This window comes from Brunnivagina elsteri CCALA 953 (assembly GCF_002289455.1).
GTDB classification, from domain to species: domain Bacteria; phylum Cyanobacteriota; class Cyanobacteriia; order Cyanobacteriales; family Nostocaceae; genus Brunnivagina; species Brunnivagina elsteri.
The window spans coordinates 1-24,180 of sequence record NZ_NTFS01000050.1; the positions used below are offsets into that span (position 1 = coordinate 1).

Consider the following 24,180-nt stretch of genomic DNA (forward strand, 5'->3'; position numbering starts at 1 on the left):
TCTTCATTACTTGTTATGCTAAAAACACCTATAAAATAGCTCATAGTCCTTGCTGTACAAGAAAGATAGCTTTTAATATTGACTTTTGAACCTTTGGGATAAAATTAAGGTGATAACTGCCTGAAAGCCTTGATTTTAAAGGCAAATCCATAATTTTAGTTTAAGGTTCAGCATAACACCTACGGAATGGTAATTTCCATAATTTGATAATTCGCAGCAAATCCACCCAAAGCACCTGTACCTAAAATCCCATATCTCAGACTCGACATTTTACACCTAACTAAACTATATTTTTATCTAATAGCAACCATCGAAAAATATTAATATAAAATCCATTTGTAATACATTAAAATTGATGATACAGATATATTCGGTGAAACATGGCTGATATTGTTGATATTGCCGTTGGTGCAGGTTCGTTTTCGACACTTGTTACTGCTGTTCAAGCTGCGGGTTTAGTGGAAACATTAAAAAGTCCTGGTCCATTTACCGTTTTTGCACCTAATGATGATGCTTTTGCCAAGTTACCACCTGGAACCATTACAACTTTAGTACAGAATATTCCCCAGTTAACCCGGATTCTCTGCTATCACGTTGTACCTGGTAAACTGAAGAAGGAAGACTTAGCTAATTTGGGAATAGTTACATCTGTCGAAGGTTCAACAATTAATATTAATTGTGCGGATGGTTTTGAAGTTAAAAATGCAACAGTTTTAGCGGCAGATATTGAAGCAGATAACGGAATTATTCACGTTATTGATACGGTTATTCTCATGGGTTAATTTAAAGTTGATACGAGGGTGAGTAATTACCCTCATCATATCTGTAAAATGATTACCCGTAATAAATGAGAATAATTGATAATATTCACAAAATCCCTACAGTTTGGTTGATGCAGGGTTTTAATATCTGTCTAGAGAATTATTTTAATTTTAATTTGTGTAAATATAGTTTAACTTTTGTTTGTATTGATGGGAATTTAGATTGACAAGTTTAACAAATTCGATAAAAAACTATAATAGACTTAAACTATCGCAGAACTAATGCTCGATTTAAACACTTTAGCTGAGTTTTCCCGCACCAATTGTATCGGAATTTGTGCGTTCCTTGTGCCAGCCAATTTACTAACGACATTGGTGACAATGATTTTGACATGGAAGCAACGTCCATCGCTGCAAGTGCATCAATCATCTGGAATCGCGATCGCATTCGCAGTGATAATGGTACTGCATGTCTATACTTGGTTTGCGATCGGTATTGTCATGGCACCAACCTATATTTTACTATCGCTAGCGGTTACTTGTTTATTAGTAAATTTGGGTGCGATCGCATTACATCGACGTTTTCCTATCCAAAGTCAAATGTAGGGATTTTAGTAGAGACGCGATATTATATCACGTCTTTACCAAAAATCAAATATTTAAATCCTGTAGAGCGAGACGAATTTGCTCCAAACGTCTACGATTGACACCAAGATCGGATTCTCCAGTACGAGCTGCCGATCGCAGATGAATGACGTTCTCGTTTTCGGGAAAATAAAATTCCACATCATCAATGAAACCAAAAACCCGGCTTTTTGACAGAGCATGGATGTAATTATCTGTTGTTTCCACAACTTCTGTACGGGGAACAACCGTAAGAACTTTCAGTAAAGTTTTTTGTGCCACATCTCGATCTGTATGATAAGTAATTGGTTCAATCGCGTGTTTAGAATCACCATCTTGACTGATAACGCAGTTTGGGGAATCTGGACAAACGGCAAGATGACTATTACTGACTCCCAAACTAGAACCTACAGCCCAGGCAGCAGTAGGAAGTGTTAAAATCGCAATTAAGCTGAGGAATATTCCTAAAGCCGTAAATTTTAGTTTTAATTTTTTTAGTTTCAACTTTGCGATCGCACCCGACATAATTAATTTACCCCTCAAAGTGTATATTACTCCGTTGTACATTATTTCCCCAACCTCCCCATATTCCTCCGCGTTCCTTTCCGAAGTTTTGCGGAAGAATAATCTCCCGCAAACTTCTCTCTGCGTGAACCTCAGCGCTTCTCTGCGTTAAAAAATATAAATATTTCTCCCCCTTATTTCCCCAACCTCTCCAGAACCTGCCGAAATGCGAGTTAAGACTAGATTGAACTAGATTAAATCTTAAATACCTTCATTTTCCATTAATTCTTGTAATTTTATTAACACTTCAGGAAGATTATTTTCCACAGTTCTCCAAACTAGATTTAAATTTACTTGGAAATATTCATGAGCGATAACATTTCGCATATCTCCCATCACTCTCCAGGGAATATCAGGATAACGTGCTTGAATTTCCGAAGGGAGATTAATAGCAGCTTCACCAATAATTAAAAAGTCATAAAAAACCGCTTTAATAACCGTCTCATTCTCTCGAAACTCAGCAAAAGATAAACCATCCACACGGTTTTGAATTGCTGCCATCGCTTGTATAATATCCCTAATCCGAAATTGCCAATCTCTAGAAGGCACGAATTACATCCTCAAGTACGGGTTCCCTCATATTTTCCCGCAAAGCGTCCAAGGTTCCCATATCTACACGACAACCCAATAAATCTTCTAAATAAAGTCGTACTTCAATAAATTCAAATAACCCCACAGAACGGTTAAATTCAACTAAAAAATCGACATCGCTATTTGTATGTGCTTCATCTCGTGCTACTGAACCAAACAACTCTAGCGACTTTACACCCATTTCCCGTAGATTTTCGCGATGAGCAGTAATAATTGCTAATACTTCATCTTTTTTCATATTTCCCCAACCTCCCCAGAACCTGCCGAAATGCGATCGCAGTCCAATCGATATCTTCCTTGGTTGTCTCCCTTCCCAAAGTCATCCTAATACCCGCTAAAGCGGCTTTTTCCGAATAACCCATTGCCAGTAATATGGGACTAGGACTAAGTTTACCGCTACTACAAGCAGAACCCGCACTAATGCCAATTCCTGCTTGATTCATTTGCCTAACAATATTTCTGCCGTTGATGCTATCACCATCAGCATTCACCAAACAAAAGCTGACATGATGGGGTAAACGTTGGGATAAATCTCCCGTAGGTATCAAACCGGGAATATCAACAAGTTGAGAAAACAAGCGATCGCGTAATTCCATCAATCTAGGTGTTTCCGTAACCATATCCTGAATTGCTAATTCTGCTGCTTTTCCAAAACCTGCAATTACAGCTACAGCTTGAGTACCAGAACGCGATCGCATTTCTTGTCCACCACCTAATAATAATGGCACTAATTCGACTCCAGGACGAATATATAATCCACCTGCTCCTTGAGTACCATATATTTTGTGACTAGATAAACTCAGCAAATCTACGCACAAAGTTTCGACATCAATAGGTATTCGACCTGCTGCTTGTACAGCATCAGTATGAAATAGCACCTGGTGTTTGCGAGCAACTTTCCCTAATTCAGCGATGGGTTGTAGGGTTCCAATTTCGCTTTGTCCATAAATTATCGATATTAAAACAGTATTTTCTTGAATTGCTGCTGCTAATTCTTGGGGATTAATCCTACCTTTAGCATCCACACTCAACCGGGTTATTTGCCATCCCCACAATTCCAACATCCTTACAGGTTCAGAAATTGCCGAGTGTTCGACAGTGGAAATAATCATGTGTTGGGGTTGGCAGTAGAGACGAGCAACACCCATAATTGCCATATTATCAGCTTCCGTACCGCCAGATGTGAAAACAATGGATTCGGGAGATGCATTGATTAAGTTAGCAACATGCGATCGCGCTGTTTCTATAACTGTAGCAGCCCGTTGTCCCCATTCGTGCAAGCTGGAAGGATTCCCCCACTGTTGTGCGAGGGTTGATTGAACGAGTGAAATAACTTCACTACGAGTTGGGGTAGTAGCACTGTAGTCAAGATAAATTTGCATACTTTAATTAAGGGACACACTCAGCAACGGGCTGCCTATATTTCAGGTTACACATAATTTGGCAAATTATCTCCCTTCACACAGCAGATTTTAGCTTGGAGGAAGTACAATACCATTTATATTTATCATTTATCCGCATTTATCCTCATTTATTCGCATTTATCCGCATTTATTCGCGTTTATCTGCGGTTTACATGTCTTTTATTTACCTCACTTACCTATAATCTGTTGTATCACGTCTCTCTGTATTAATTATTTGTATTAATTCGGGAATTGAGACTTTTTTTCGAGTTTTGAATTGTGGAGTAAATTTTGAGAATTAATTTGGGAATCATAGAAATATTCCAAAGATAATTTTAGTAAAAAAGTATGTATTTTACTTTGATTAGAAACAAATTTTCTATTTTATTTGTATTTGCATTTACCCTAACCGCTTGTCAGCAAGTAAAACCAGAAAATCAAGCTTTTAAAAAACCTTTACAACCATTACCACAAGACGATTTTATTCAAGTATATTTCAATCATGCTCAAACTTCCGAATATCAAGAATATTACCGTAAAAAAAAGCGAAATGGTGACGACTTAGAAAAGCAAATAATTGATGCAATTTCCCAAGCAAAGTCATCAGTTGATATCGCAGTTCAAGAATTTCGCTTACCCAAAATTGCCCAAGCATTAGCAGCAAAACAAAAAGCCGGAATCAAAGTTAGATTAATCTTAGAAAATACCTATAATCGTGCTTGGAGTAAATTTTCACCTCAAGAAGTTGCAAAACTGAAACCCAGAGAACGGGAAAAATACCAGGAATTTCATAGCTTTATCGATATCAACAAAGATGGAAAACTTAGTTTAGAGGAAATAAGCGATCGCGATGCTTTAGTTATTTTAGAAAATGCCAAAATTCCCAAGTTAGACGATACATCAGATGGTTCCCGTGGCAGCGACTTGATGCATCATAAATTTGTCATCATCGATAATCGTATTGTTGTTGCCACATCAGCAAATTTTACCCCATCAGATATTCATGGAGATTTCAAAAATACCAATACTTTAGGAAATGCCAATAATTTATTAACAATAGATAGTCCAGATGTCGCATTGATATTTACAGAAGAATTTAACTTGATGTGGGGAGATAATAGCAAAAATAATTCTAATTCTAAAACTACTCTAAATCAGAAATTTGGAATTAAAAAGCCAATTCGTCAACCCAGAACAATTAAAATTGGTGACAGCAAAGTTACAATTCATTTTTCACCAACTTCACCAACTAAACTTTGGATAAATAGCACTAATGGTTTAATTAATAAAACCCTAGAAACTGCAATAAAATCTGTAGATATGGCATTATTTGTCTTCTCCGAACAACGCTTTGCAAATACCCTAAAAACCAAACATGAAAAAAATACAAAGATTCGTGTCTTAATTGAAAAAAGCTTTGCATATCGTCCATACAGCGAAGGTTTAGACATGATGGGTTTTGCATTAGCTGATAAATGTAAATACGAACTTGATAATAAACCTTGGTATAATCCTCTAACTACAGTAGCTGTTCCAGACTTACCTAAAGGTGATTTATTACATCATAAATTTGGAATTATTGATAATAAAATTGTTATTACAGGTTCTCACAATTGGTCAGAAGCTGCAAATTTTGGCAATGATGAAACCCTATTAATTATTGAAAATCCCGTCATTGCAGCACATTATCACCGCGAATTTGAGCGACTTTATCAAGATTCACGAGCAGGTTTACCACAGAAAATTCAACAGAAAATCGCAGAGCAAAAACAACAATGTTCTGACATCAAAACACCATCCAGCCTAGATAAAATAATCACCAACAAATCAATCCAACAAATAAACTTAAATACCGCAACCCTTGCCGAATTAGAAACCATACCTGGAGTAGGTAAAAAAATGGCAGAAAGAATAATTATTGCCCGTCAAGAAAAACCATTTACTACCTTAAAGGATTTGGAAAGAGTTAAAGGAATTAATTATAAAAAACTATATAAATTAAAAGATTACGTAACCTTATGATATGGACTTATCCTCTCCCTATTCCTCTGCGCTAACCTCTGCGATACTCTGCGTTAAAAAACAAAATAAAACATTTAGAATAATCCCCTGATAGCGGACTTTTATTTCTAGATAGATAACCCCAAAATGAATATTTAATCAGCAAGAATTATACTAGTAATTACACTGATATAAGTCAAGTAAACATCAATAGCGTTTAAATATAAATTATGTAAAATCCCTCGAACTTCCAATCAAACTTCAAACTTGCGATAGACTTGTCATAATTATCGCTTCGCTAAAATAGATATTTCCTAGCAAAACATTATTGCCGTATGCAGCTACAAACCGACGAAATTTCAATTCGTCTCATGCATGACGATATGCGTGACTATGAATTAATGGCGAAATGGCTTAGTGATGAAAAAGTTTTGGAATATTATGAAGGTAGAGATAACCCCTCTTCATTAGAACAAGTATTAGAAGAATATCAACCAGTAGTTAGAGGAGAAGAAGTAGCAGTTGCTTGCATATTCTCCCATCAAAATCAACCCATCGGTTATCTACAGTATTACGCTTTGGATGAAATGCCAGAAACCGACAGACAATCATATGCTTTAGAAAATACCCAGAATAACTTCGGGATGGATTTATTTATTGGGGAAACAGAATATTGGAATCAGGGAATTGGTTGCAAAGTCGTTTCCAAAATCATTAATTTTATATTTGACCAACTTGATGTGAAAAAAATTGTCGTCGATCCAGAAACATGGAACACTCGCGCAATTAACACCTACGAAAAATGCGGATTTAGAAAAGTAAAACTGCTTCCCAAACACGAACTCCACGAGGGAGAATATCGGGATAGCTGGTTAATGGCAATTGACAGGGATAAATCAGTACACTAGTTGTAGGAATCACAACTGTCTTAACCTGCGCCCTACTCCCATCCTAACACCCATGTCTCAACCATTGTCTCAGCAACCAGCACGAATTTGTATCTTAGGTGGTGGCTTTGGCGGTTTATATACCGCTTTACGCTTAAGCCAACTTCCTTGGGAATCTAATCAAAAACCAGAAATCATCCTAGTCGATCAAAACGATCGCTTCCTTTTTTCTCCCCTTCTATACGAACTACTCACAGGGGAATTACAAACCTGGGAAATTGCGCCTCCTTTCGCTGAACTACTCCAAAATACAGGTATACGCTTCTGTCAAGCTGCGGTTTCCGACATCGACATCGATAAAATGCACGTACATCTCCAGGATGGAGTTGATATCGAATACGACCGCTTAGTTTTAGCATTAGGTGGTGAAACTCCCCTGGATATGGTTCCTGGAGCAACGTCACATGCTTACCCTTTCCGAACAATTACCGATGCCTACCGACTCGAAGAACGTCTACGAATCCTGACAGAATTAGCAGCAGAGAAAATTCGCATTGCCATTATTGGAGCGGGATACAGTGGTGTCGAATTAGCCTGTAAACTATCCGATCGATTAGGCGATCGCGGTAGATTTCGTCTTGTTGAACTCAGTGACCAAATTTTACGCACATCCCCCGATTTTAATCGCGAAGCAGCCCAAAAAGCCCTGGAAAAACGCGGTATCTTCCTAGATTTAGAAACCAAAGTCGAATCAATTACCCAAGATAGCATCACTCTCGATTACAAAAATCAAGTCGATACCATCCCCGTTGATTTAGTAATTTGGACAGTAGGAACCCGTGTCAATCCAGTAGTCAGAAGTTTACCTTTCAAACAAAACCAACGGGGGCAAATTTCTACTATACCTACCCTCCAAGTCATCGACTATCCCCATATTTTCGCCTTAGGAGACATCGCAGACTGTCAAGATGCAGAAGGGCAGCAAGTACCAGCCACAGCCCAATCAGCCTTTCAACAAGCAGATTACACAGCTTGGAATATTTGGGCAAGTTTAACAAATCGTCCTTTATTACCCTTCCGATATCAGCAGTTAGGCGAAATGATGGCATTAGGGATTGATAATGCCACTCTTACTGGATTGGGGATGAAATTAGATGGTAACTTTGCATACATTGCCCGTCGTCTTGCTTATTTGTATCGAATGCCGACATTAGACCATCAACTCAAAGTTGGTTTTAATTGGTTAGCACGTCCAATTATTGATTCCCTGTCAAAGTAGATATCATCGATAAACTTTGTAAAGAAAAGGCGACTCACCGAGTCGTCTCTACATGGTCAAAATTATGACGCAAAATTATTAATAGAGCAGTATTATCAAACAATCGAAATATCGTCCAAAACTTTAAAAATGTCAATTCTAGACTCGAATCAAAGTTATACTTTTAGCCGATATTTTGAACTTGGTTTTGAAGCTAGCGAACTTGCTCAAGAATTTGGCTATAGTTTAACCCGAAAAATACTCAATCTACCCCAGTTCCCCGACGAACTCGATCGGTTAGAAGAATTACGCGATCGCATTCAGGAAGTACTACCATTTGTACCCCTAACCAACGAACTCGCAAGACGGGAAATCCTTATCTCACGGGTAGTAACAGAGTTGATTCACTATACCCAAGCCGAATTAAGAATTGAATATAGTTTAAAGGTTTCAAATTTGCTTCAGGGTAATTTGGATTATTTACTACGACTAAATACAAGCAATCAACTGCTAGTAATTGAGGCAAAATATGAAGATTTGACGCGAGGTTTTACCCAATTGGTTGCTGAATTAGTGGCACTTGACCAATGGGAAGGAGCGACTACAGTTTCCCAACAACCTATTTTAATTGGCGTTGTTTCCACAGGTACAATCTGGCAATTTGGTAGACTCGATCGCACTGCCAAGCATTTTGAACAGGGAATTAATAGTTATCGTGTTCCTGAAGATTTGGAGCAAGTTATGCGGATTTTAGTGGCAGCATTAAAGGGTAGTCAGTAATCAGTAGTCAGTGGTCAGTAGTCAGTAGTAATCAGGAATCAGTAGTCAGTAGGGAAAAGCTATTATTAAGCTTTTTCAGGTTTAACAATAGTCGCTTTATTTACGCTGCGATGTATCCGTATAGCAAGATTAAACAAAACCAAACTAAATTGCATATACACAATCCATTGATAAGTTATTTAAATATAAAATTCTGCCAAATTGGCATTGTGATTTTATTGAGAATATAGACCCCTAATTCTCAGTAATATTGACTCTATTATCAATAGATTGACGGTAAATTAGGTATTACAGCGATTGAAAAAAAGTGCTTTTTATTTTGCCCAAAAACACCTTATAATCTGGATAGGTGTTCTATATCTACTTTTACCTAAAACAAGATTATATTTATCGATCGCTAATTGGCTTGATTTTTGGATACTATCTACGATGATATTGTGGTATTGATATGTTGGAATCTAAAGTCAGAGAAAGCGATTAGTTAGTTAGGAATGTAGATTAAATAAAGTGCAAGATTCTCTTGTTGTGGAGCAGGCATCCTGCCTGCTTAATTAGCGAAACCCAAAATAAATCTATACAGTCAGGAGTTGTATTTTATTTAATCCACATTCCTTAACGGGCAGGATGCCCATTCCACAAGAAATATATTTTATTTAATTGCTATTGCTTAATAAAATTTTTTCGATAAGATTGCTTAAAAGTGAAAAATGAAATGGAACGACCGAAAGTTATTTTTCTGGATGCAGTGGGAACACTATTTGGAGTCAAAGGTAGTGTTGGTGAGATTTACAGCCAGATAGCGAGGGAGTTTGGCGTACATGCAAATGCAGAAAGCTTAAATCAAGCCTTTAACGATCGCATAAAAGCTGCACCACCTGCCACATTTCCCGACATCGAAGTCCAAGATATTCCCCAACATGAATTTGAATGGTGGTATGCGATCGCTCGTCAAACATTTGAACAAGCAGGGATTATCCAGCAGTTTGCTGACTTCGATACATTCTTCAGCGAATTATACATTCACTTCGGTACAGGGGAACCTTGGTTTGTTTATGCCGATGTAATTCCCGCCCTTACTAATTGGCGTGAAAAAGGGATTCAATTGGGAATAGTATCTAACTTTGATTCACGTATCTTTTCCGTACTTCAATCTTTAGAATTACGTGATTACTTTGATTCGATCACAATTTCCACCCAAGTTGGAGCAGCGAAACCCGACCAAAAAATATTCGGTATCGCCTTAGCAAAACATAATTGTCCACCAGAATCAGCTTGGCATGTAGGTGATAGCGAAAACGAAGATTACCACGGAGCGAAAACTGTCGGTATGCGAGGAGTCTTAATTAATCGATAATTGGGAATTACTCTCTGCGTAACTTTGCGCTTTACTCTGCTAACCTCTGCGTTTAAAAGCCAAACTCCAAGCCGTTTTTAGTATAATACCGATAAGTGAGTTATTCTCACAAATGACATCCAACCAACAAAACCGATACATCCCCAGCAGCAGGAATCAAATTTTGTCCCGCAGGTAAAACCGCGATCGCATTAGTTTGCGCCAAATTAATCAAATTCCCCGACACTTTACTACCAGCACCCAGAGCAAACTCGTAAACCCCATCAACAACATTTAATCTCCCCCAGATATAACATTCGCGATCACCACTCGAACGCAATTCCTGTTTAGCTTTTACCTTGATGAAAATAGGTTTCCATCCCGAAGCAAGTCCAGAAAACTTTGCGATCGCAGGTTGTACAAACCGCCAAAATGTCACTAACGCGGAAACGGGATTTCCCGGTAAACCGAAATATAATTTCCGTCGAGATTTCAAATATTGAGTCTCTTCTTCAGAATTAGAAACCCGTAAATCGGAATCTTCATTTTCCAAAGTAGCAACAGTCAAAGGTTTCCCCGGTTTCATCCCCACAGAACGAATGTGAATTTCTCCACTTAAAGATTGAATAATTTGCTCAACATAATCATAATCTCCCACAGAAACACCCCCAGAAGAGATAATGATATCCGCACTAATCAAGGCTGTTTCTATAACTTCTTTTAATGCCTCCGGTTCATCGGGTACAATTCCCAAAACAATCGCTTCTGCCCCCAATTGTCTAACCAAAGCCATCAAAGCATACCGATTAGAATCAACAATTTGTCCTGAATTTAAAGCTTTGTCAGCTGTGACTAATTCATTCCCAGTTGAAAAAATAGCTACCTTAGGCTTGCGGAAAACACAGACTTGATTGCATTGTGCAGCTGCTAAAATTCCCATTTCTGGAGCCTTAACCATAACTCCTGCTGGTAACAATTCATCCCCAGCTTGTGAATAGGAACCTCTTTTTCTGACAAATTCCTGAGCTTTGGGTGCAACCTGAATCACAACCCGATTATTTTGACGTTGAGTCACCTCCTGCATAACTACTGTATCCGCACCAGTAGGGATTACCGCACCTGTGAAAATTCGTGCAGCTTGTCCGGGTTGTAATCTGGAGATTTGCTGATATCCAGCAGGTATTTCTTCAATCACATCCAAAATTGCCGGATTATCGCGATCGCATCCTTTTACATCCTCGTAACGCACAGCATAACCATCCATCGCCGAATTATCCCAATGGGGAAAATCGAGTTCACTAGTAATCGGAACCGCTAAAATCCGTCCTTGTGCTGAGAGTAAATCTACAATTTCCGTATTAAATTGGTTGTCAAGAGGTTGTAGCAAGTTAAAAATAATCGCTTCGGCTTCACTTACTGACAGCATGGGACAAAACTCAGAAAATAGCTTTTGTAAGTAATTTACATTATTCTCGCATCATGATGTTAGGTTTATTTTCTGGAGACAAGCGAAATCTTGCACTATTCTTTGTTTGCACAACCCATTAACTAAAAAGGTATCCGATTTGGACACCTTTTCTCGGATGAAATATAAATAATTAATGTTTGGCAGCTTCTAACTCGTAACAACGAGCAATCAAAGCGTTGAGCTTATTAAAATCACTTGAGGAGGAAATAGTAATTTTTGAAAGAGTTTCTCCGCTTGATGTTGGTACGTCTTGAACTGGAAATCCTGGAGCTAAAAGTTTCGCCTCATTGCTATTTAATCGAGCAATAAAAGTCTTTTTTGCAGAGGATAAGTACAATCTTAAAAACCACCAGTTTCCCTTGTCATTGAGATTAATTCCAAAGTAAGATACCGTATCTCGGTAATGGATTTCATATTTGTATTTGGTTGATTCTTCGACAATCGCTTTAATCTTGGAAAATGCTTCTTTCTCTTCATCTGTTGTTGTGACTCCAGACTTAGTATCTATATCATTCGCATCATCAATCTCTGGTTCAACTCCATTATTATAAATATCATCAGCTACAGGACTTGGCTGCTGCACAGAGCGAGCTACCAGTTCAACCAAACTTTTTTGAATCGACTTTTTAACTATTGGCTTAAACCTGTCAATTACCTTACTATTGATTTTCTTGTACATCTTACATCCAGGTGCTTTAGATACCATTTCCGATACTAGGAACTTAACAAAACTATCGGATGGAGACTGTAATAATTTATCTACTAAGTCTGCCATATTGCGGTAATAAATTAACCCTTCCGCATAATGGTTAATATTAGCAGCATCAAAAATATCGCGATGGAAAAACTTTAAATTATCAACATCCTTATCGGTATATTCCAAAATATTAAAAGTAAAAAAAGGTTCGCTATCCATCATGTGCAAATTATGCAAGTCTGTGAAAAACCTATACTCAATACCGTTTGTCACCATACCAATACGAACAGTGATGATTGAGTTAAAATAGAGTTTCAATTGTCCATCATGAACTTCTGGCTTCTTTATACAAGCCTTCGCTTCTACCAACATCACAATATTGCTATTAATCGCGATCGCATAATCAACTTTCTTCGGTTTGACTGTACCTGGAGTTGCAAAGTCAGCATAATATTCATGTTTCACCTCTGATGGCTCGCTCGTGTCGTACCCCAATACTTTTAAAAAGGGAGAAATCATTGATGCTTTAGTGTCTTCTTCCCCCGTAACTGAACTTTGATACATACGCACCTTATCTGCTAATTTTGCTAAATCGTCGGTAAAACTCATCTCAAATCTCCATATATTACTTTTTACGATGTATTAAGTATTCCCAATCTGAATTTAAAAATAATAGAAGTGCGATGTGTGTTGAGTGACTGAGGGGGTGACATTATAGCTTCAAAGGCTTATGCAGTAAAGATTATAGAGGAGTATCTCGGAAAAAGATAAAAGTTAATTTACAACCTTACCCAACGAAAAAAACAAGACTTTTGGACTAGTCTTATTGATAATAGAATCAACAAAGCTAGGAAATGGTATTTATCTTTGATTATGATAAACTCGCTTAAAACTCTTGCTGCGTATTGAGTTCAAGGGTTTTCGTCACTCAGTTTGGGTGAAGGTTTTGGGAGATTCGCTTTCTTCAGGATAAAACAGACGTAGAAACATGCGATTGTGAATCAGAAAGAAACATTCCTTAATGATTCATTAATGACTTTATAGCTACAAGCATATAGACCTGTAACTATAAAGCAGAATCAAAAATTTGCTTTGCTGTTAGATTTAACTGGGGAAATGCGGAAGAGATTATTCGGTCATTATCTCTAAATAGGGTTTTTCTGTATTCCCCATCAATAAGTTCGCAAACAAAAATAGCAGGTTGCTTAGGATTGCCGATAAAATCTCGTCCACCGAAAGCGGCGAAATCAGTTATCCAATATTCGGCAATACCCATCTCTTCATAATCGGCAAATTTTTTGTGGTAGTCATCTCGCCAGTTGGTGGAAACAACTTCAATTACTAAAGGAATTGACGCTCCTTGAGTAAGAGTTGATTCCTTTTCCCATAAGGGTTCATTGACTAGATTATCAGAACTTACTAACAAAATATCTGGGAAGTAGCCCGAATTTTTTTCAGGAGGTTTGACTAATGGAGTTTTAGGAAGGAGATATGAGATTCCTGTGGTTCTAATCTGTATTGCTAGTTCTAGGGTTAGAAAGCTGATCACCTTTTCGTGTTTCCCCGTTGGTTGAGACATCTCAATAATCCCTCCATCATGCAGTTCGTAGCGCTTTCCGTCGCTTGGAAGCCATTCGATAAATTCTTCAAAGGTTATAAGTTTGGGTAAAGTTTGGGTCATTAATCACATACCTTTTACTTTTTTGTTTTTTTTGGAACCAGGGGAATTCCCAATTTCGCGATACAACAGAGGTAGGAATATCAAATTGCGATCGCAAGGGCTAGTTTGTAGAGTCGGTTTACCGCTAGATTTAAATTCGGGAGACTGGTTGAATGTGCTTCCGGTCTTTAAATTGAAACATAAATTAATAACTATTTACCCACTCACAATTAGGGACTTGTAGAAAATTAAATATCCGAGTTATAGATTTTATCTATCAATCCTATCATTAGTGAGGGTGGGGAGACCCCACCCCTACGAGATGCCGGAGAATTTATCACGAACCATTACCCAATCCACCATATGACTCTTACAAAAATACCCGAAAAACATTTCCCCAAAGCCGATTTAGGAAGACGTGCTTCAGCTTTGGGTGTGGATTTTTTTGGTACGTGGTTGGTGAGTTCCGTATTTGGTAGTGGTGAATATGGTGTACAAGTTGTCCAAATACTGATTTTTGTCATAGTCTGGCTAATTTTACGGGTAGTCATCCCCTACAACAACAAAGGTCAAAGCTTAGGACGTTGGGCTTTCGACCTCAAAGTATTAGAATTTAGAGAATTAGAATTTAGACGTGGGAGAATTCCCGATTTAGTTTCCTTATCCAAACGCGAGGGAATCATTGGTATCTGCTTGCTACTCGTATCGATCGCGATCGCTAACATTATTCGCAACCCAACTGCTATACTTCTAGTAATTCCCCTAGTCATAGACTGCGGTTCGGCTTTTTCCGATACTCAAGAAAGACAAGCCTTGCACGACCGCTTTGCTGGTACTATGATAGTCTCGTCCCGTCGAGGATATTCACTCGACCTAAAGTTGAAGCGATTAGTTGAAACTCTGCGGCGAAATATGCGAAGATAGGGATTTGTGTTAATTCTCTTCAGACTTTACTGTTGATACGATTATGGCAAAGAGCAAAGGTGTCCGTATAGTAGTGACACTCGAATGTACAGAATGTCGGTCTAATACCAACAAACGTTCTAATGGTGTATCGCGTTATACAACGACTAAGAATCGTCGCAATACAACCAACCGTCTAGAACTAAGTAAGTTCTGCACCCACTGTAACAAGCACACCGTTCACAAGGAAATCAAGTAAGGATGAGTTATTATCGTCGTCGTCTATCGCCGATTAAACCAGGAGAGCCAATCGATTATAAGGATGTTGATTTGCTCCGTAAGTTTGTGACAGAACGGGGTAAAATATTGCCACGTCGAATTACAGGCTTGACATGTCAACAACAGCGTGATTTGACTTTATCAATCAAACGCGCTCGGATTCTGGCTTTATTACCGTTTATTAACGCCGAAGGTTAATAACATAGTTATGAGTGATGGGTTATGAGTGATAAATTATGAGTGACAATTACCCACTCCTAATTTAAATTCCTAACTCCTAACTCTTAACCCCTAAGTAAAATTTGGATAATTTTGAGCTATACTGCAAACGGGTAAAATCTGGACTTCTGTCATACTGAGGAACGTTCGCGTAGCGTGTCCCCTTGGGACTCAGTATCTTCAAGATTTTCACGCTTGTTAAAAGTAAAGTTCTAACCCGTTTTTAGTATAAAACTATTTAAATAACTAAAGTGCGAGGCTTGTGGAGAAGGGGACGCTAGTTGAATTTCGGGTTGGAAGCGATCGCCGTCTGGGGGCAGTAGACCGTCCAGATGGAAAGACTCGTACATTTGTGATAGATGAACGAGGGCAATCCCACAGTCTTGTACCTCGACAAATCAGCTATACAGTTAGCGGAGAAACCTACCAACCTTCGCAAATACCGATTTTTTTAAAAGAAGTCCAAGGCTATTTAGACCCTTCGAGTCTGGAAGTAGCTTGGGAATTGTTGGTTGATGATGGGCAAACAGTCACGCCAAAAGAAATGGCGAATTTGTTATTTTCGGAAACTCAACCAGCACAGTGCTATGCGGCTCACTGCTTGCTGTCGGACGACAAAATGTACTTCAAACAGAAAGGTGACGCTTACGAGCCACGCACAGCCGCACAGGTAACAGAGCGTAAGCACCAATTAGAAGTAGAAGCCCTCAAAACCAGAGGACAACAAGAATTTTTAGAACGAGTTGAGCAAGCACTTAAAGGTGAAAATGTCGAGTGGCAGCGTCACGATCGCCACCGTATTGAAGCTCTAGAAAAGTACGCTGCTTTAATTGCTGACACCGTGCGAACGGGTGTAACTTATGATTCACTGTCACGGGCTTATCCTCCCCCTGGGACAGTTTTGGAAACGATGAACATGTTGTCACGTCCAGCCACTCCCCAAGGTGCGTTGCAACTTTTAGTAGATTTAGGGATATGGAGTGTCAATGAAAACCTATTTTTACGTCGTTCCTCAATTCCGGTTCAATTTCCTAGTAAGGTGGTAGAAGTGGCGCAGCAGCGTTTGGAGTCCATTCCTCCAGATTTAGATATAAACCGTCTCGATTTAACCCATCTCAAGGTGTACACAATCGATGATGAGAGTACAACCGAGATTGATGACGGTTTGAGTTGGGAGCGATTACCCGATGGACGCGATCGCCTTTGGGTACATATTGCAGATCCAACACGCTGGCTCATACCAGACGACGAGTTAGATTTAGATGCCAGAAAGCGAGGAAGTACTGTATATTTGCCGACGGGAATGATACCGATGTTCCCCGAAGTCCTGGCAACAGGACCAATGAGCTTGATACAGGGGAAAATTTGTTATTCCTTGAGTTTTAGTATTATTTTAGACCAGCATGGAGCCGTTACAGACTACAGCATTCACGCCAGTTTAATCAAACCAACATACCGTCTCACATATGAAGATGTGGATGAGATGTTGCAATTGGGAGTACAAGCAGAACCCGAAATAGCTGCGATCGCAATAGGGGCAGAAAAGCGCAAAGCTTGGCGTTATACCCAAGGAGCCATCAGTATCAACATGCCGGAAGCGACAATTAAAGTCAAAGGGGACGAAGTCAGCATTGACCTGTTACAGGATTCGCGATCGCGTCAACTCGTTGCTGAAATGATGATTGTCGCGGGTGAAGTTGCAGCTCGTTATGGTAAAGAAAATAACATTCCCTTGCCATTTCGCGGACAACCCCAGCCTGAATTACCTCCTGAAGAGGAATTGATTTTGTTGCCTGCGGGATTTGTACGTTCCTGTGCCATGCGTCGCTGTATGCCGAAGAGCGAAATGAGTATTACACCCCTTCGTCATGCGGGTTTGGGTTTGGATACATATACCCAAGCCACATCACCAATTCGCCGTTACAGCGATTTGCTGACACACTTCCAGATCAAAGCCCATTTGCGTGGTGAAGTGTTGCCGTTCTCCGCAGAACAACTCAAAGAAGTGATGATGACTGTAAGCAGTATTACTCAAGAAGTGGTAATGGTGGAACGGCAAACCAACCGTTATTGGTCACTTGAGTATTTGCGTCGCAACAACGATGAGATATGGGAAGCAACTGTATTAATGTGGTTGCGGGAAGATAGCGGTTTGGCTCTGATATTAATTGAGGATTTGGGTTTACAGTTGCCGATGTTCTTTAAGCGGGATGTTAATTTGGGTGATGAAATTTTAATTAAAGTTAGTATTTCCGATCCTCAAAAAGACCTTATCCAGTTCCAAGAGATTATTTATCAGGAAGCACAAGGTTCGGCAAACTAACGCGATCGCTCATGTAGAAGTAGTTGCCGTGTTTTGTGATTATTTACACTCTTATAATCCTATTTCCGTATTTATATTGGGAAAAATCCGGCTTTTTACTTCTACATAGGGAAAATAAATATACTCCGTGAGGAAGCATAAATATATTCGTGACTGTCTTGAAAGTCAAGCGATCGCAATCTGTTGGAACCTCAAGGACAGAGATTGATGTGGGTAATCGGAGATGCAGTGTTCAATAATAAGTAATGATACTAATGAAATTGTGTTTATTATGGCAAATATTGATTACGAACATATCTATAAACTCACGTTTAACAGACAGTGGTCTGAATTGCTTAAGCTTGTTTATGAATACTCTAAAGCTGTATCCTCAGACGAACTAGTAATGAATGCACTAAGGACTTTTGAAGATGAGTTTTTTGGGGAATTAGATAAAGGTGCTGAAAGCGATAATGTTCAACCTCTTTTAGAGAATCTTTTCCTACTAGATAAAGGTAGGATTTATAAATTGTCTGAGGAACGTTCTGACAAGGTTATCGTTAAATTGGCAGAGATATACAGCGAAAAAGGTTTAAGAAAGGAAGCATATAATTACGCTATTCGTTGCCCAAAAAATAAAATATGTGCTGAGATTATAGAGCTTCATCAAAAGTCATTACCAAAAGTTGTAGAACATTCTCAGAGCGAGCATATTAGAGTTACAGAGAATAGAAGAATAGGCAATAAAAATTACACAACAAGCCTTTTTAAATCAAAACAAGAATTTGAATTTTTTATCGGTGTTAGAGATGTCTTTCAAATGTTTATTGTTTATCCAAATGTTGCATTAAGCTGTATCGTAAATTTTGAAAAGATTAAGAATAATTTATCTCAAGAAGAAATAAATTTCTTTTTTAGAGGAATTGTTGATTGTGTTGTATTCGATCAGCATAATGATTATAAGCCAATTAAGTTTTTTGAGCTAGATAGTTTTTACCATGACTCACCTGAACAAAAGCAAAAAGACAGCTATAAGGACAAAATTTTAAGCTTGGCAGGGCAAAAACTTTACAGAGTTAGGAAAACTTCAGAAAATCAAGGAATCAATGAATTTACGAAACTAATAAGGGAAATGGAATAATTTGCGGCATTCGGGTTAAATATGTATTTTAGTTTGCGTGGAGACACGGGAAAATATTTGTAGTGATGCGATCGCATTAAACTTTTAGTTTTCTAGCTTGTCTATTTTCTAACCATAGAACTATTATGATCCCAATTGCATAAGCAATGATATCCTTCCAATCAAATGTACTTCCCAAGGAAACAGCTAAAATCCGATTATTTTGCAATCCTAATTTACTCACAAAATTAAAATATTGGAGTACCTCAATAATACAAGCAAATGCAAAAACTGATAAAGCAACGATGAATGAATCTATATTCCAGAAAGTTCTAATAAAACAATAAATCAGTATAACGACTAAAACGTCACCAATAAAAGGACGGATAAAAACATCATTTATAAAAACAGCAATACAAACTTCTATTAAGAATAGTACAAGTGTGAAGTAAAAATATTTTTTGTTGAATCCGAACATGCTAATTTCTTACTTTCAATAAATATATTTTTGATTATATATATTAGGTCAGTGTATTGGATGCAACCGATAACCATCATATAACTATTGTGCATAATTTTAATTGAAAATTTAGAGCGCATTCACCCAAAAATCAGCCACATTAACTTTACCATTACGATTAAATTGCAGCCAAACTTTATAAGTTCCTTTGCTGGGTAAACTAGATATAAAATTTATCTGTCCATCAGTAGATTCTTTAATTGGATGTGCATGAATATAATCTGCTTCTGTTAAAGGAGACGAGCTTTTGACAATTACTAAATGCCCTTTTTCTCCTAAATATGGTTGCAAATCTTTAATCGCTTGATTCTGTTTCAATTCCTGCAAATCAAAACTGATTTTGACTTCTTTCCCAGCTTTTAATGTTTTTTCAGGTAATTTTAAACTTACTTTTGTGTCAGCTAATATTTTCGTATTACTAAATTTTTCTAACTCTGTTGGTAAAGGCACATTACCAGGAATTGTGATTTTTTGTGCGGATACTTGTTCTTTTTGCCCTGCTGGTTTGTAATCGCTAAATAACGTATAGCTACCTGAGGAAGGAAAATTGGGGTTGACTTCAAAACGTCCATTTCCTTTGTGGGTTGGATGAACATGTTGAAAAAATCGTAAGTCGTCACTGACGACTATTAAATGCATTGGCTTTTCTTGAAACGTTTCAAAATTACTAACCGCTTTACCAGCTTTATCTTGAATATTAATTGTTAAAGGTACTGCTTGGGTTGATTTAATTTCTTTGGGAACTATTAATTTTGCTTGGGTTGATGATGCTTGTGTATGTTGTGCGTGGGTTGGCTGATTTTGATGATTATTGCTTGATTGCTGCTGATTTATACCCTTAGAATCAGTTGCAGAATGATTTTGATGTGGGTTTGATGCAGTTTGTTGTTGCGTTTTAACTTTGGAATCACAACCTTGCATTAAGAACAATGGAGTTAATATTACAGTTCCTATAATTAATCCTTTCATCACAATTATTATCTAATATATATATTTTTTTACGAATTTATTTTTTTTCTGAAGTAAAGAGCAAAATTATCACTTGTGCATTATCTATGTTCCGAATCAATATTAAGTTTGTATCGAAACAGAGGAGACTTTTCCATTGAGCTATATGAAAATTTCAATTATTGCTTATTCATGTTTGAATTAGTTGAATAAAACACTCTCAAATTGATTTATTTTTATGTATTAGCAAAAATATGAATATTACTAAAATTGACGAACTCCGTTTAGATTTACACTCAAAATTGCAAGATTTACCATTATGGAATGAAAATCTTGAACTTGAAGATTCAGGAAATAGGTTGATTCAATTATTTGAACAAGAACCTTTAATTCCTGGAGTAATTTTAACTCAAAACCATAACTATGTGGGTATGATTTCCCGGAGACAATTCTTTGAATTTATGAGTCGCCCTTATAGCTTAGGATTATTTGCAGAAAGAGCAATTTCACACCTTTACGATTATCTGCAACCAGAGATATCAGAGCTTTCAGGAAACACTACAGTCATCGAAGCAACGCAAATAGCATTAAAAAGAACTTTTCAACTTGTCTACGAACCAATCGTAGTTAAAGTGCTGACAGCAAACTCACAAGTTTACCAGCTTCTCGATATTCATAATCTGCTTTTAGCACATTCCCAAATTCAAATATTAACCCTGAGAAAACTGGAACAAGCCGAAAGTCAATCTCGAATACACCAAGCAGATTTAGATAACTTTAAACAGAAACAAGTGGTAATAGTGCAGCAACAAAGACTTCAAATTTGGGAACAATTGAAAACAGATATCAACCGCGAGATTCTTCATCCCACAAAATTAATTATAGGTAATCTCATTCATGCTAATCGCTGCACTCAAGATTTAAGCCAAATCGTGAACCTTTATCAACAACACTACCCCCAACCAGTTCCAGAAATTCAAGCCGCTATTGGTAAAATTAAAATTGATGTCTTTAATAGAGAACTTACTGAGCTTTTAAGTACAACTAAAAATCATGCAAAGCGGATTCAAAAATTTGTTCATTCCTGGGAAGATATTTCTACAAAAGATATTCCTGATGTGGAAGAACTGAATCACGCTTGAGAATCAAGCAATTTAGGTGGAGACTTTTCCTTAAGCAATAGGTGTTTTCACACCTATTACGGACTTTAAAAAAATCACCCTATATTACGCAACTACTTCCTCTTGTTGACAATCAAAAACAAGCATCAATTTGGCTTCTGGTGTTACCCGAAGTAACAATTGTAAATGTCCGTCTGCATCTGAACGACTACGGAATCTTGCAACTATCTCGCGTTTCATATCAGGGAGCAAACGTGCGATCGCCCACGAATTGAGTCTTTTTTTGTAGGTTTGTTCGATGTTTTGCTCTAAATGGCTGGTATTCATCTCTTGTGCCATGATGGTGTTACACACATAATTTATTCGACGGCGTTAGTAAGTTCTCTCTAGAAATTTACTAGCGCTTTTTTAACGCAGATGACACTTGGATAGCATACCAAAATATGAACGTCAATGTTTCGAGATAACTATTACACAAAATGTCTGGAAAATACACGTAAAATTGTCTCAAGGACTACAAAAACTCCAACTAGCTTTGAGCGAATATACTCAGAGCTTAGTACTACAAAAAATTAAAACTAAGGATAAAAACCTAACTTGGGCAATCCCAGTGTTTCTTCCCAGCCCATCATGATGTTCATACACTGGATTGCTTGTCCTGCCTGCCCTTTAATTAAGTTATCGATAACAGACATGACGATAACTCGTCCCGTGCGTGGGTCAACTTCAATACCAATATAGCAAACATTGCTGCCACATGCCCATTTTGTCTGGGGACAAACGCCAGCTTCACATATTTTCACCCAAGGGGAATTACGGTAAAAAGCCCGGTAGATGGTAATTAAATCATCACGTACCAAGCCAGGGTCACGGAGATTTGCGTAGACAGTGGCGAGGATACCCCGCACCATTGGGACGAGGTGGGGAGTAAATTGAACTGTAACTTCGTGTCCAGCTAGTTCGCTACAAATTTGTTCAATTTCGGGTGTATGTCGGTGTCTACCAACATTATATGCGGCGAGGGAATTATCAGCCTCTGCCAGGAGCATATTCATTTTGGCATCACGTCCACCGCCGGAGGTACCTGATTTGGCATCAATAATTGCGCTTTCCGGGACAATCAAACCTTGTTTGAGGAGAGGGGAAAGGGCGAGTAGACTGGCAGTAGGATAGCAGCCAGGACAGCCAACTAGCTGGGATTCTGCAATGCGATCGCGGTACAATTCTGGTAGTCCATAAACGGCAGTTGCAGCCGTTTCCGCGTCATTTCGTTCCTTTCCGTACCAATTGGTATAGGTGGTCAAATTCCGAAACCGATAATCGGCACTCAAATCGAGTACTTTGCATCCTTTTTCGAGTAGCTTCGGCGCAAGTTGACAAGCTAAACCATTTGGAACCGAAAGAAAAACCACCTCACAGCGACTTGCGATCGCATCCACATCTACCGCTTCCACCTTCAAGTTAACGGTATGCGCCATATGGGGATAAATATCACCAAAAGCCTTACCAGCAGAGCTATCACCCCCCACATAGACCACCTCAACATCAGGGTGGTCCATGAACAATCTGATCAGTTGAACTCCGCCATAACCTGACGCGCCAACTATCCCAACGGGTACGCGCCTTAAATTACCCATGTTTTCCAATCCTTATCCGTTCTCTATTAATCAATTTGCGATCGACTATCAATTTACTAATTCAGCCTCAAACAGTTTCTTCCTATTTAACTGTAATTGCACTTCTTGATATTAAAACGCAAATTGGGTAATTGGTCATAGAGTATTTCAAAAGACTGGGAATAAGAGAGACACTTTTCCCTTTGCCCTAATTTCATCCCCCGCAACCAATCAAACGAGCTACAATTTGAAAACAATTCTTTGTCTAAAAAAATTACCTTCGCTCGTTGAGAAACTTTGTGTCCCAGCCTCACACCTCACAGCAGTCGTCTCAAGTCGGGAAACCTACCCACGACGCTGCTTCTTCAACCCCAGAATTTCAGTTTGACTCAATTGAAACTGCTTTGGCAGATTTGAAAGCGGGTCGTGTCATTGTGGTCGTAGATGACGAAAATCGCGAAAATGAAGGCGATTTGATTTGTGCAGCCCAATTTGCAACCCCTGATACCATCAATTTCATGGCAGTGGAAGCAAGGGGTTTAATTTGTTTGGCGATGACGGGAGAACGTTTAGACGAACTTGATTTGCCTTTAATGGTGCGAAATATCACCGACCCCAATCAAACAGCATTCACAGTCAGTATAGATGCGGGACCAAATTTAGGTGTAAGTACGGGAATATCCGCAGAAGACCGTGCCAGAACAATCCAAGTATCACTAAACCCCCAGACAAAACCAGAAGATTTACGTCGTCCCGGTCATATTTTCCCACTACGAGCCAAAGAAGGTGGAGTTCTCAAACGTGCTGGACACACGGAAGCGGCAGTGGATTTATCCCGTTTAGCTGGGTTGTATCCTGCGGGGGTAATTTGCGAAATCCAAAACCCCAATGGTTCAATGGCAAGGTTGCCGCAGTTGATGGAATATGCCAAACACCACAACCTGAAAATAATTAGCATTGCCGATTTAATTTGCTATCGGTTGAGATTTGACCGTTTAGTTGTCCGGGAAACCGTCACCAAATTACCCTCAACCTTCGGTCAATTTGACATCTACGGCTACCGTTGCATCCTCAACAACACAGAACACGTTGCGGTTGTCAAAGGCGACCCTAGCACCTTCCAGG

25 protein-coding genes are annotated in these 24,180 nt (G+C 38.5%); 14 read left to right on the top strand and 11 right to left on the bottom strand.

All coding sequences use genetic code 11. The features are described 5' to 3' along the window. Positions 1-380: 380 nt before the first annotated feature. Together CK510_RS06800 and CK510_RS06805 are read left to right on the top strand one after the other, a co-directional pair. Positions 381-782 (top strand): CO2 hydration-associated protein CupS, encoded by a 402-nt coding sequence (locus CK510_RS06800; protein ID WP_095720979.1) that lies wholly within the window; start codon positions 381-383, stop codon positions 780-782. Between the two features lie 261 nt (positions 783-1,043). Next, positions 1,044-1,367 carry a hypothetical protein gene (locus CK510_RS06805; protein WP_095720980.1) on the top strand — a complete coding sequence of 108 codons (324 nt, stop codon included), beginning with the start codon at positions 1,044-1,046 and terminating at the stop codon, positions 1,365-1,367. A 45-nt stretch (positions 1,368-1,412) separates the two neighbouring features. On the opposite strand, the gene CK510_RS06810 is transcribed toward CK510_RS06805, so the two are convergent. From CK510_RS06810 to CK510_RS06825, 4 genes are all read right to left on the bottom strand, one after another. Then, entirely contained in the window at positions 1,413-1,910 is a 498-nt protein-coding gene (locus tag CK510_RS06810) for a DUF1499 domain-containing protein (RefSeq protein ID WP_095720981.1), read from the bottom strand. 240 nt (positions 1,911-2,150) lie between these two features. Continuing rightward, positions 2,151-2,498, bottom strand: a complete 348-nt coding sequence (locus tag CK510_RS06815; RefSeq protein ID WP_095720982.1) for a HepT-like ribonuclease domain-containing protein — start codon at positions 2,496-2,498, stop codon at positions 2,151-2,153. After that, positions 2,488-2,778: a nucleotidyltransferase family protein gene (locus tag CK510_RS06820; protein WP_095720983.1), complete on the bottom strand. Its 291-nt coding sequence runs from the start codon at positions 2,776-2,778 to the stop codon at positions 2,488-2,490. The genes CK510_RS06815 and CK510_RS06820 overlap by 11 nt, the downstream gene beginning before the upstream one ends. Further along, on the bottom strand, positions 2,765-3,922 hold the full coding sequence (locus CK510_RS06825) for a cysteine desulfurase family protein (protein WP_095720984.1): 1,158 nt from the start codon (positions 3,920-3,922) through the stop codon (positions 2,765-2,767). The genes CK510_RS06820 and CK510_RS06825 overlap by 14 nt, the downstream gene beginning before the upstream one ends. 369 nt (positions 3,923-4,291) lie before the next feature. On the opposite strand from CK510_RS06825, the gene CK510_RS06830 reads away from it, so the two are divergent. The 5 genes from CK510_RS06830 (at position 4,292) to CK510_RS06850 (ending at position 10,223) form a co-directional block, all read left to right on the top strand. Continuing rightward, complete coding sequence (locus tag CK510_RS06830) at positions 4,292-5,965, top strand: DUF655 domain-containing protein (protein ID WP_095720985.1); 1,674 nt, start codon at positions 4,292-4,294, stop codon at positions 5,963-5,965. A gap of 314 nt (positions 5,966-6,279) precedes the next feature. Further along, entirely contained in the window at positions 6,280-6,852 is a 573-nt protein-coding gene (locus tag CK510_RS06835; RefSeq protein ID WP_095720986.1) for a GNAT family N-acetyltransferase, read from the top strand. A 52-nt stretch (positions 6,853-6,904) separates the two neighbouring features. Beyond that, positions 6,905-8,110 carry an NAD(P)/FAD-dependent oxidoreductase gene (locus CK510_RS06840; protein WP_373695785.1) on the top strand — a complete coding sequence of 402 codons (1,206 nt, stop codon included), beginning with the start codon at positions 6,905-6,907 and terminating at the stop codon, positions 8,108-8,110. Between the two features lie 129 nt (positions 8,111-8,239). Further along, entirely contained in the window at positions 8,240-8,869 is a 630-nt protein-coding gene (locus CK510_RS06845) for a hypothetical protein (RefSeq protein ID WP_095720987.1), read from the top strand. Positions 8,870-9,581: 712 nt separating this feature from the next. Further along, complete coding sequence (locus CK510_RS06850) at positions 9,582-10,223, top strand: HAD-IA family hydrolase (protein WP_095720988.1); 642 nt, start codon at positions 9,582-9,584, stop codon at positions 10,221-10,223. A 106-nt stretch (positions 10,224-10,329) separates the two neighbouring features. Here CK510_RS06850 and CK510_RS06855 read toward each other — a convergent pair whose 3' ends face one another. From CK510_RS06855 to CK510_RS06865, 3 genes are all read right to left on the bottom strand, one after another. Continuing rightward, positions 10,330-11,628, bottom strand: coding sequence for a molybdopterin molybdotransferase MoeA (locus CK510_RS06855; RefSeq protein WP_095720989.1), 1,299 nt, complete (start codon positions 11,626-11,628; stop codon positions 10,330-10,332). Between the two features lie 172 nt (positions 11,629-11,800). Next, positions 11,801-12,976, bottom strand: coding sequence for a type I restriction enzyme HsdR N-terminal domain-containing protein (locus CK510_RS06860; RefSeq protein WP_095720990.1), 1,176 nt, complete (start codon positions 12,974-12,976; stop codon positions 11,801-11,803). A gap of 457 nt (positions 12,977-13,433) precedes the next feature. Then, the gene (locus CK510_RS06865) at positions 13,434-14,048 is read right to left on the bottom strand and encodes a Uma2 family endonuclease (RefSeq protein ID WP_095720991.1); all 615 of its coding nucleotides are present in this window, start codon (positions 14,046-14,048) and stop codon (positions 13,434-13,436) included. A gap of 342 nt (positions 14,049-14,390) precedes the next feature. Here CK510_RS06865 and CK510_RS06870 point away from each other — a divergent pair, with 342 nt between their 5' ends. The 5 genes from CK510_RS06870 to CK510_RS06890 all read left to right on the top strand — a co-directional run bounded on the left by CK510_RS06870 (position 14,391) and on the right by CK510_RS06890 (position 18,871). Then, positions 14,391-14,951: an RDD family protein gene (locus CK510_RS06870; protein WP_095720992.1), complete on the top strand. Its 561-nt coding sequence runs from the start codon at positions 14,391-14,393 to the stop codon at positions 14,949-14,951. A gap of 43 nt (positions 14,952-14,994) precedes the next feature. Then, complete coding sequence (rpmG, locus tag CK510_RS06875) at positions 14,995-15,189, top strand: 50S ribosomal protein L33 (protein ID WP_095720993.1); 195 nt, start codon at positions 14,995-14,997, stop codon at positions 15,187-15,189. A gap of 2 nt (positions 15,190-15,191) precedes the next feature. Next, complete coding sequence (gene rpsR / locus CK510_RS06880) at positions 15,192-15,407, top strand: 30S ribosomal protein S18 (protein ID WP_095720994.1); 216 nt, start codon at positions 15,192-15,194, stop codon at positions 15,405-15,407. A gap of 283 nt (positions 15,408-15,690) precedes the next feature. Then, entirely contained in the window at positions 15,691-17,751 is a 2,061-nt protein-coding gene (locus CK510_RS06885) for a ribonuclease catalytic domain-containing protein (protein WP_095720995.1), read from the top strand. Positions 17,752-18,022: 271 nt separating this feature from the next. Continuing rightward, a complete protein-coding gene (locus CK510_RS06890; protein WP_158224855.1) occupies positions 18,023-18,871 on the top strand; it encodes a DUF2726 domain-containing protein in 849 nt (282 codons plus the stop codon). A gap of 76 nt (positions 18,872-18,947) precedes the next feature. Here the strand turns inward: CK510_RS06890 and CK510_RS06895 are convergent, their stop codons facing one another. Together CK510_RS06895 and CK510_RS06900 are read right to left on the bottom strand one after the other, a co-directional pair. Beyond that, positions 18,948-19,328, bottom strand: coding sequence for a ribosomal maturation YjgA family protein (locus tag CK510_RS06895; protein ID WP_095720997.1), 381 nt, complete (start codon positions 19,326-19,328; stop codon positions 18,948-18,950). Between the two features lie 111 nt (positions 19,329-19,439). Beyond that, a complete protein-coding gene (locus CK510_RS06900; RefSeq protein WP_095720998.1) occupies positions 19,440-20,339 on the bottom strand; it encodes a DUF8832 domain-containing protein in 900 nt (299 codons plus the stop codon). Positions 20,340-20,572: 233 nt separating this feature from the next. On the opposite strand from CK510_RS06900, the gene CK510_RS06905 reads away from it, so the two are divergent. Continuing rightward, positions 20,573-21,460 (top strand): CBS domain-containing protein, encoded by an 888-nt coding sequence (locus CK510_RS06905; protein ID WP_095720999.1) that lies wholly within the window; start codon positions 20,573-20,575, stop codon positions 21,458-21,460. A gap of 84 nt (positions 21,461-21,544) precedes the next feature. Here the strand turns inward: CK510_RS06905 and CK510_RS06910 are convergent, their stop codons facing one another. Both CK510_RS06910 and argC read right to left on the bottom strand, forming a co-directional pair. Continuing rightward, positions 21,545-21,778: a hypothetical protein gene (locus CK510_RS06910; protein ID WP_095721000.1), complete on the bottom strand. Its 234-nt coding sequence runs from the start codon at positions 21,776-21,778 to the stop codon at positions 21,545-21,547. 239 nt (positions 21,779-22,017) lie between these two features. Beyond that, positions 22,018-23,076, bottom strand: coding sequence for an N-acetyl-gamma-glutamyl-phosphate reductase (gene argC, locus CK510_RS06915; protein WP_095721001.1), 1,059 nt, complete (start codon positions 23,074-23,076; stop codon positions 22,018-22,020). Positions 23,077-23,447: 371 nt separating this feature from the next. Here argC and ribB point away from each other — a divergent pair. Next, the coding region (gene ribB, locus CK510_RS06920) for a 3,4-dihydroxy-2-butanone-4-phosphate synthase (RefSeq protein WP_095721003.1) at positions 23,448-24,180 on the top strand (733 nt) is incomplete at its 3' end.

Bases quoted from the DNA above. Each gene is read 5' to 3' on its own strand.
- CK510_RS06800 (WP_095720979.1), top strand. From the start codon at position 381: ATGGCTGATATTGTTGATATTGCCGTTGGTGCAGGTTCGTTTTCGACA.
- CK510_RS06805 (WP_095720980.1), top strand. From the start codon at position 1,044: ATGCTCGATTTAAACACTTTAGCTGAGTTTTCCCGCACCAATTGTATC.
- CK510_RS06810 (WP_095720981.1), bottom strand. From the start codon at position 1,910: ATGTCGGGTGCGATCGCAAAGTTGAAACTAAAAAAATTAAAACTAAAA.
- CK510_RS06820 (WP_095720983.1), bottom strand. From the start codon at position 2,778: ATGAAAAAAGATGAAGTATTAGCAATTATTACTGCTCATCGCGAAAAT.
- CK510_RS06825 (WP_095720984.1), bottom strand. From the start codon at position 3,922: ATGCAAATTTATCTTGACTACAGTGCTACTACCCCAACTCGTAGTGAA.
- CK510_RS06830 (WP_095720985.1), top strand. From the start codon at position 4,292: ATGTATTTTACTTTGATTAGAAACAAATTTTCTATTTTATTTGTATTT.
- CK510_RS06835 (WP_095720986.1), top strand. From the start codon at position 6,280: ATGCAGCTACAAACCGACGAAATTTCAATTCGTCTCATGCATGACGAT.
- CK510_RS06840 (WP_373695785.1), top strand. From the start codon at position 6,905: ATGTCTCAACCATTGTCTCAGCAACCAGCACGAATTTGTATCTTAGGT.
- CK510_RS06845 (WP_095720987.1), top strand. From the start codon at position 8,240: ATGTCAATTCTAGACTCGAATCAAAGTTATACTTTTAGCCGATATTTT.
- CK510_RS06850 (WP_095720988.1), top strand. From the start codon at position 9,582: ATGGAACGACCGAAAGTTATTTTTCTGGATGCAGTGGGAACACTATTT.
- CK510_RS06855 (WP_095720989.1), bottom strand. From the start codon at position 11,628: ATGCTGTCAGTAAGTGAAGCCGAAGCGATTATTTTTAACTTGCTACAA.
- CK510_RS06860 (WP_095720990.1), bottom strand. From the start codon at position 12,976: ATGAGTTTTACCGACGATTTAGCAAAATTAGCAGATAAGGTGCGTATG.
- CK510_RS06865 (WP_095720991.1), bottom strand. From the start codon at position 14,048: ATGACCCAAACTTTACCCAAACTTATAACCTTTGAAGAATTTATCGAA.
- CK510_RS06870 (WP_095720992.1), top strand. From the start codon at position 14,391: ATGACTCTTACAAAAATACCCGAAAAACATTTCCCCAAAGCCGATTTA.
- rpmG (WP_095720993.1), top strand. From the start codon at position 14,995: ATGGCAAAGAGCAAAGGTGTCCGTATAGTAGTGACACTCGAATGTACA.
- rpsR (WP_095720994.1), top strand. From the start codon at position 15,192: ATGAGTTATTATCGTCGTCGTCTATCGCCGATTAAACCAGGAGAGCCA.
- CK510_RS06890 (WP_158224855.1), top strand. From the start codon at position 18,023: ATGGCAAATATTGATTACGAACATATCTATAAACTCACGTTTAACAGA.
- CK510_RS06895 (WP_095720997.1), bottom strand. From the start codon at position 19,328: ATGTTCGGATTCAACAAAAAATATTTTTACTTCACACTTGTACTATTC.
- CK510_RS06900 (WP_095720998.1), bottom strand. From the start codon at position 20,339: ATGAAAGGATTAATTATAGGAACTGTAATATTAACTCCATTGTTCTTA.
- CK510_RS06905 (WP_095720999.1), top strand. From the start codon at position 20,573: ATGAATATTACTAAAATTGACGAACTCCGTTTAGATTTACACTCAAAA.
- CK510_RS06910 (WP_095721000.1), bottom strand. From the start codon at position 21,778: ATGGCACAAGAGATGAATACCAGCCATTTAGAGCAAAACATCGAACAA.
- argC (WP_095721001.1), bottom strand. From the start codon at position 23,076: ATGGGTAATTTAAGGCGCGTACCCGTTGGGATAGTTGGCGCGTCAGGT.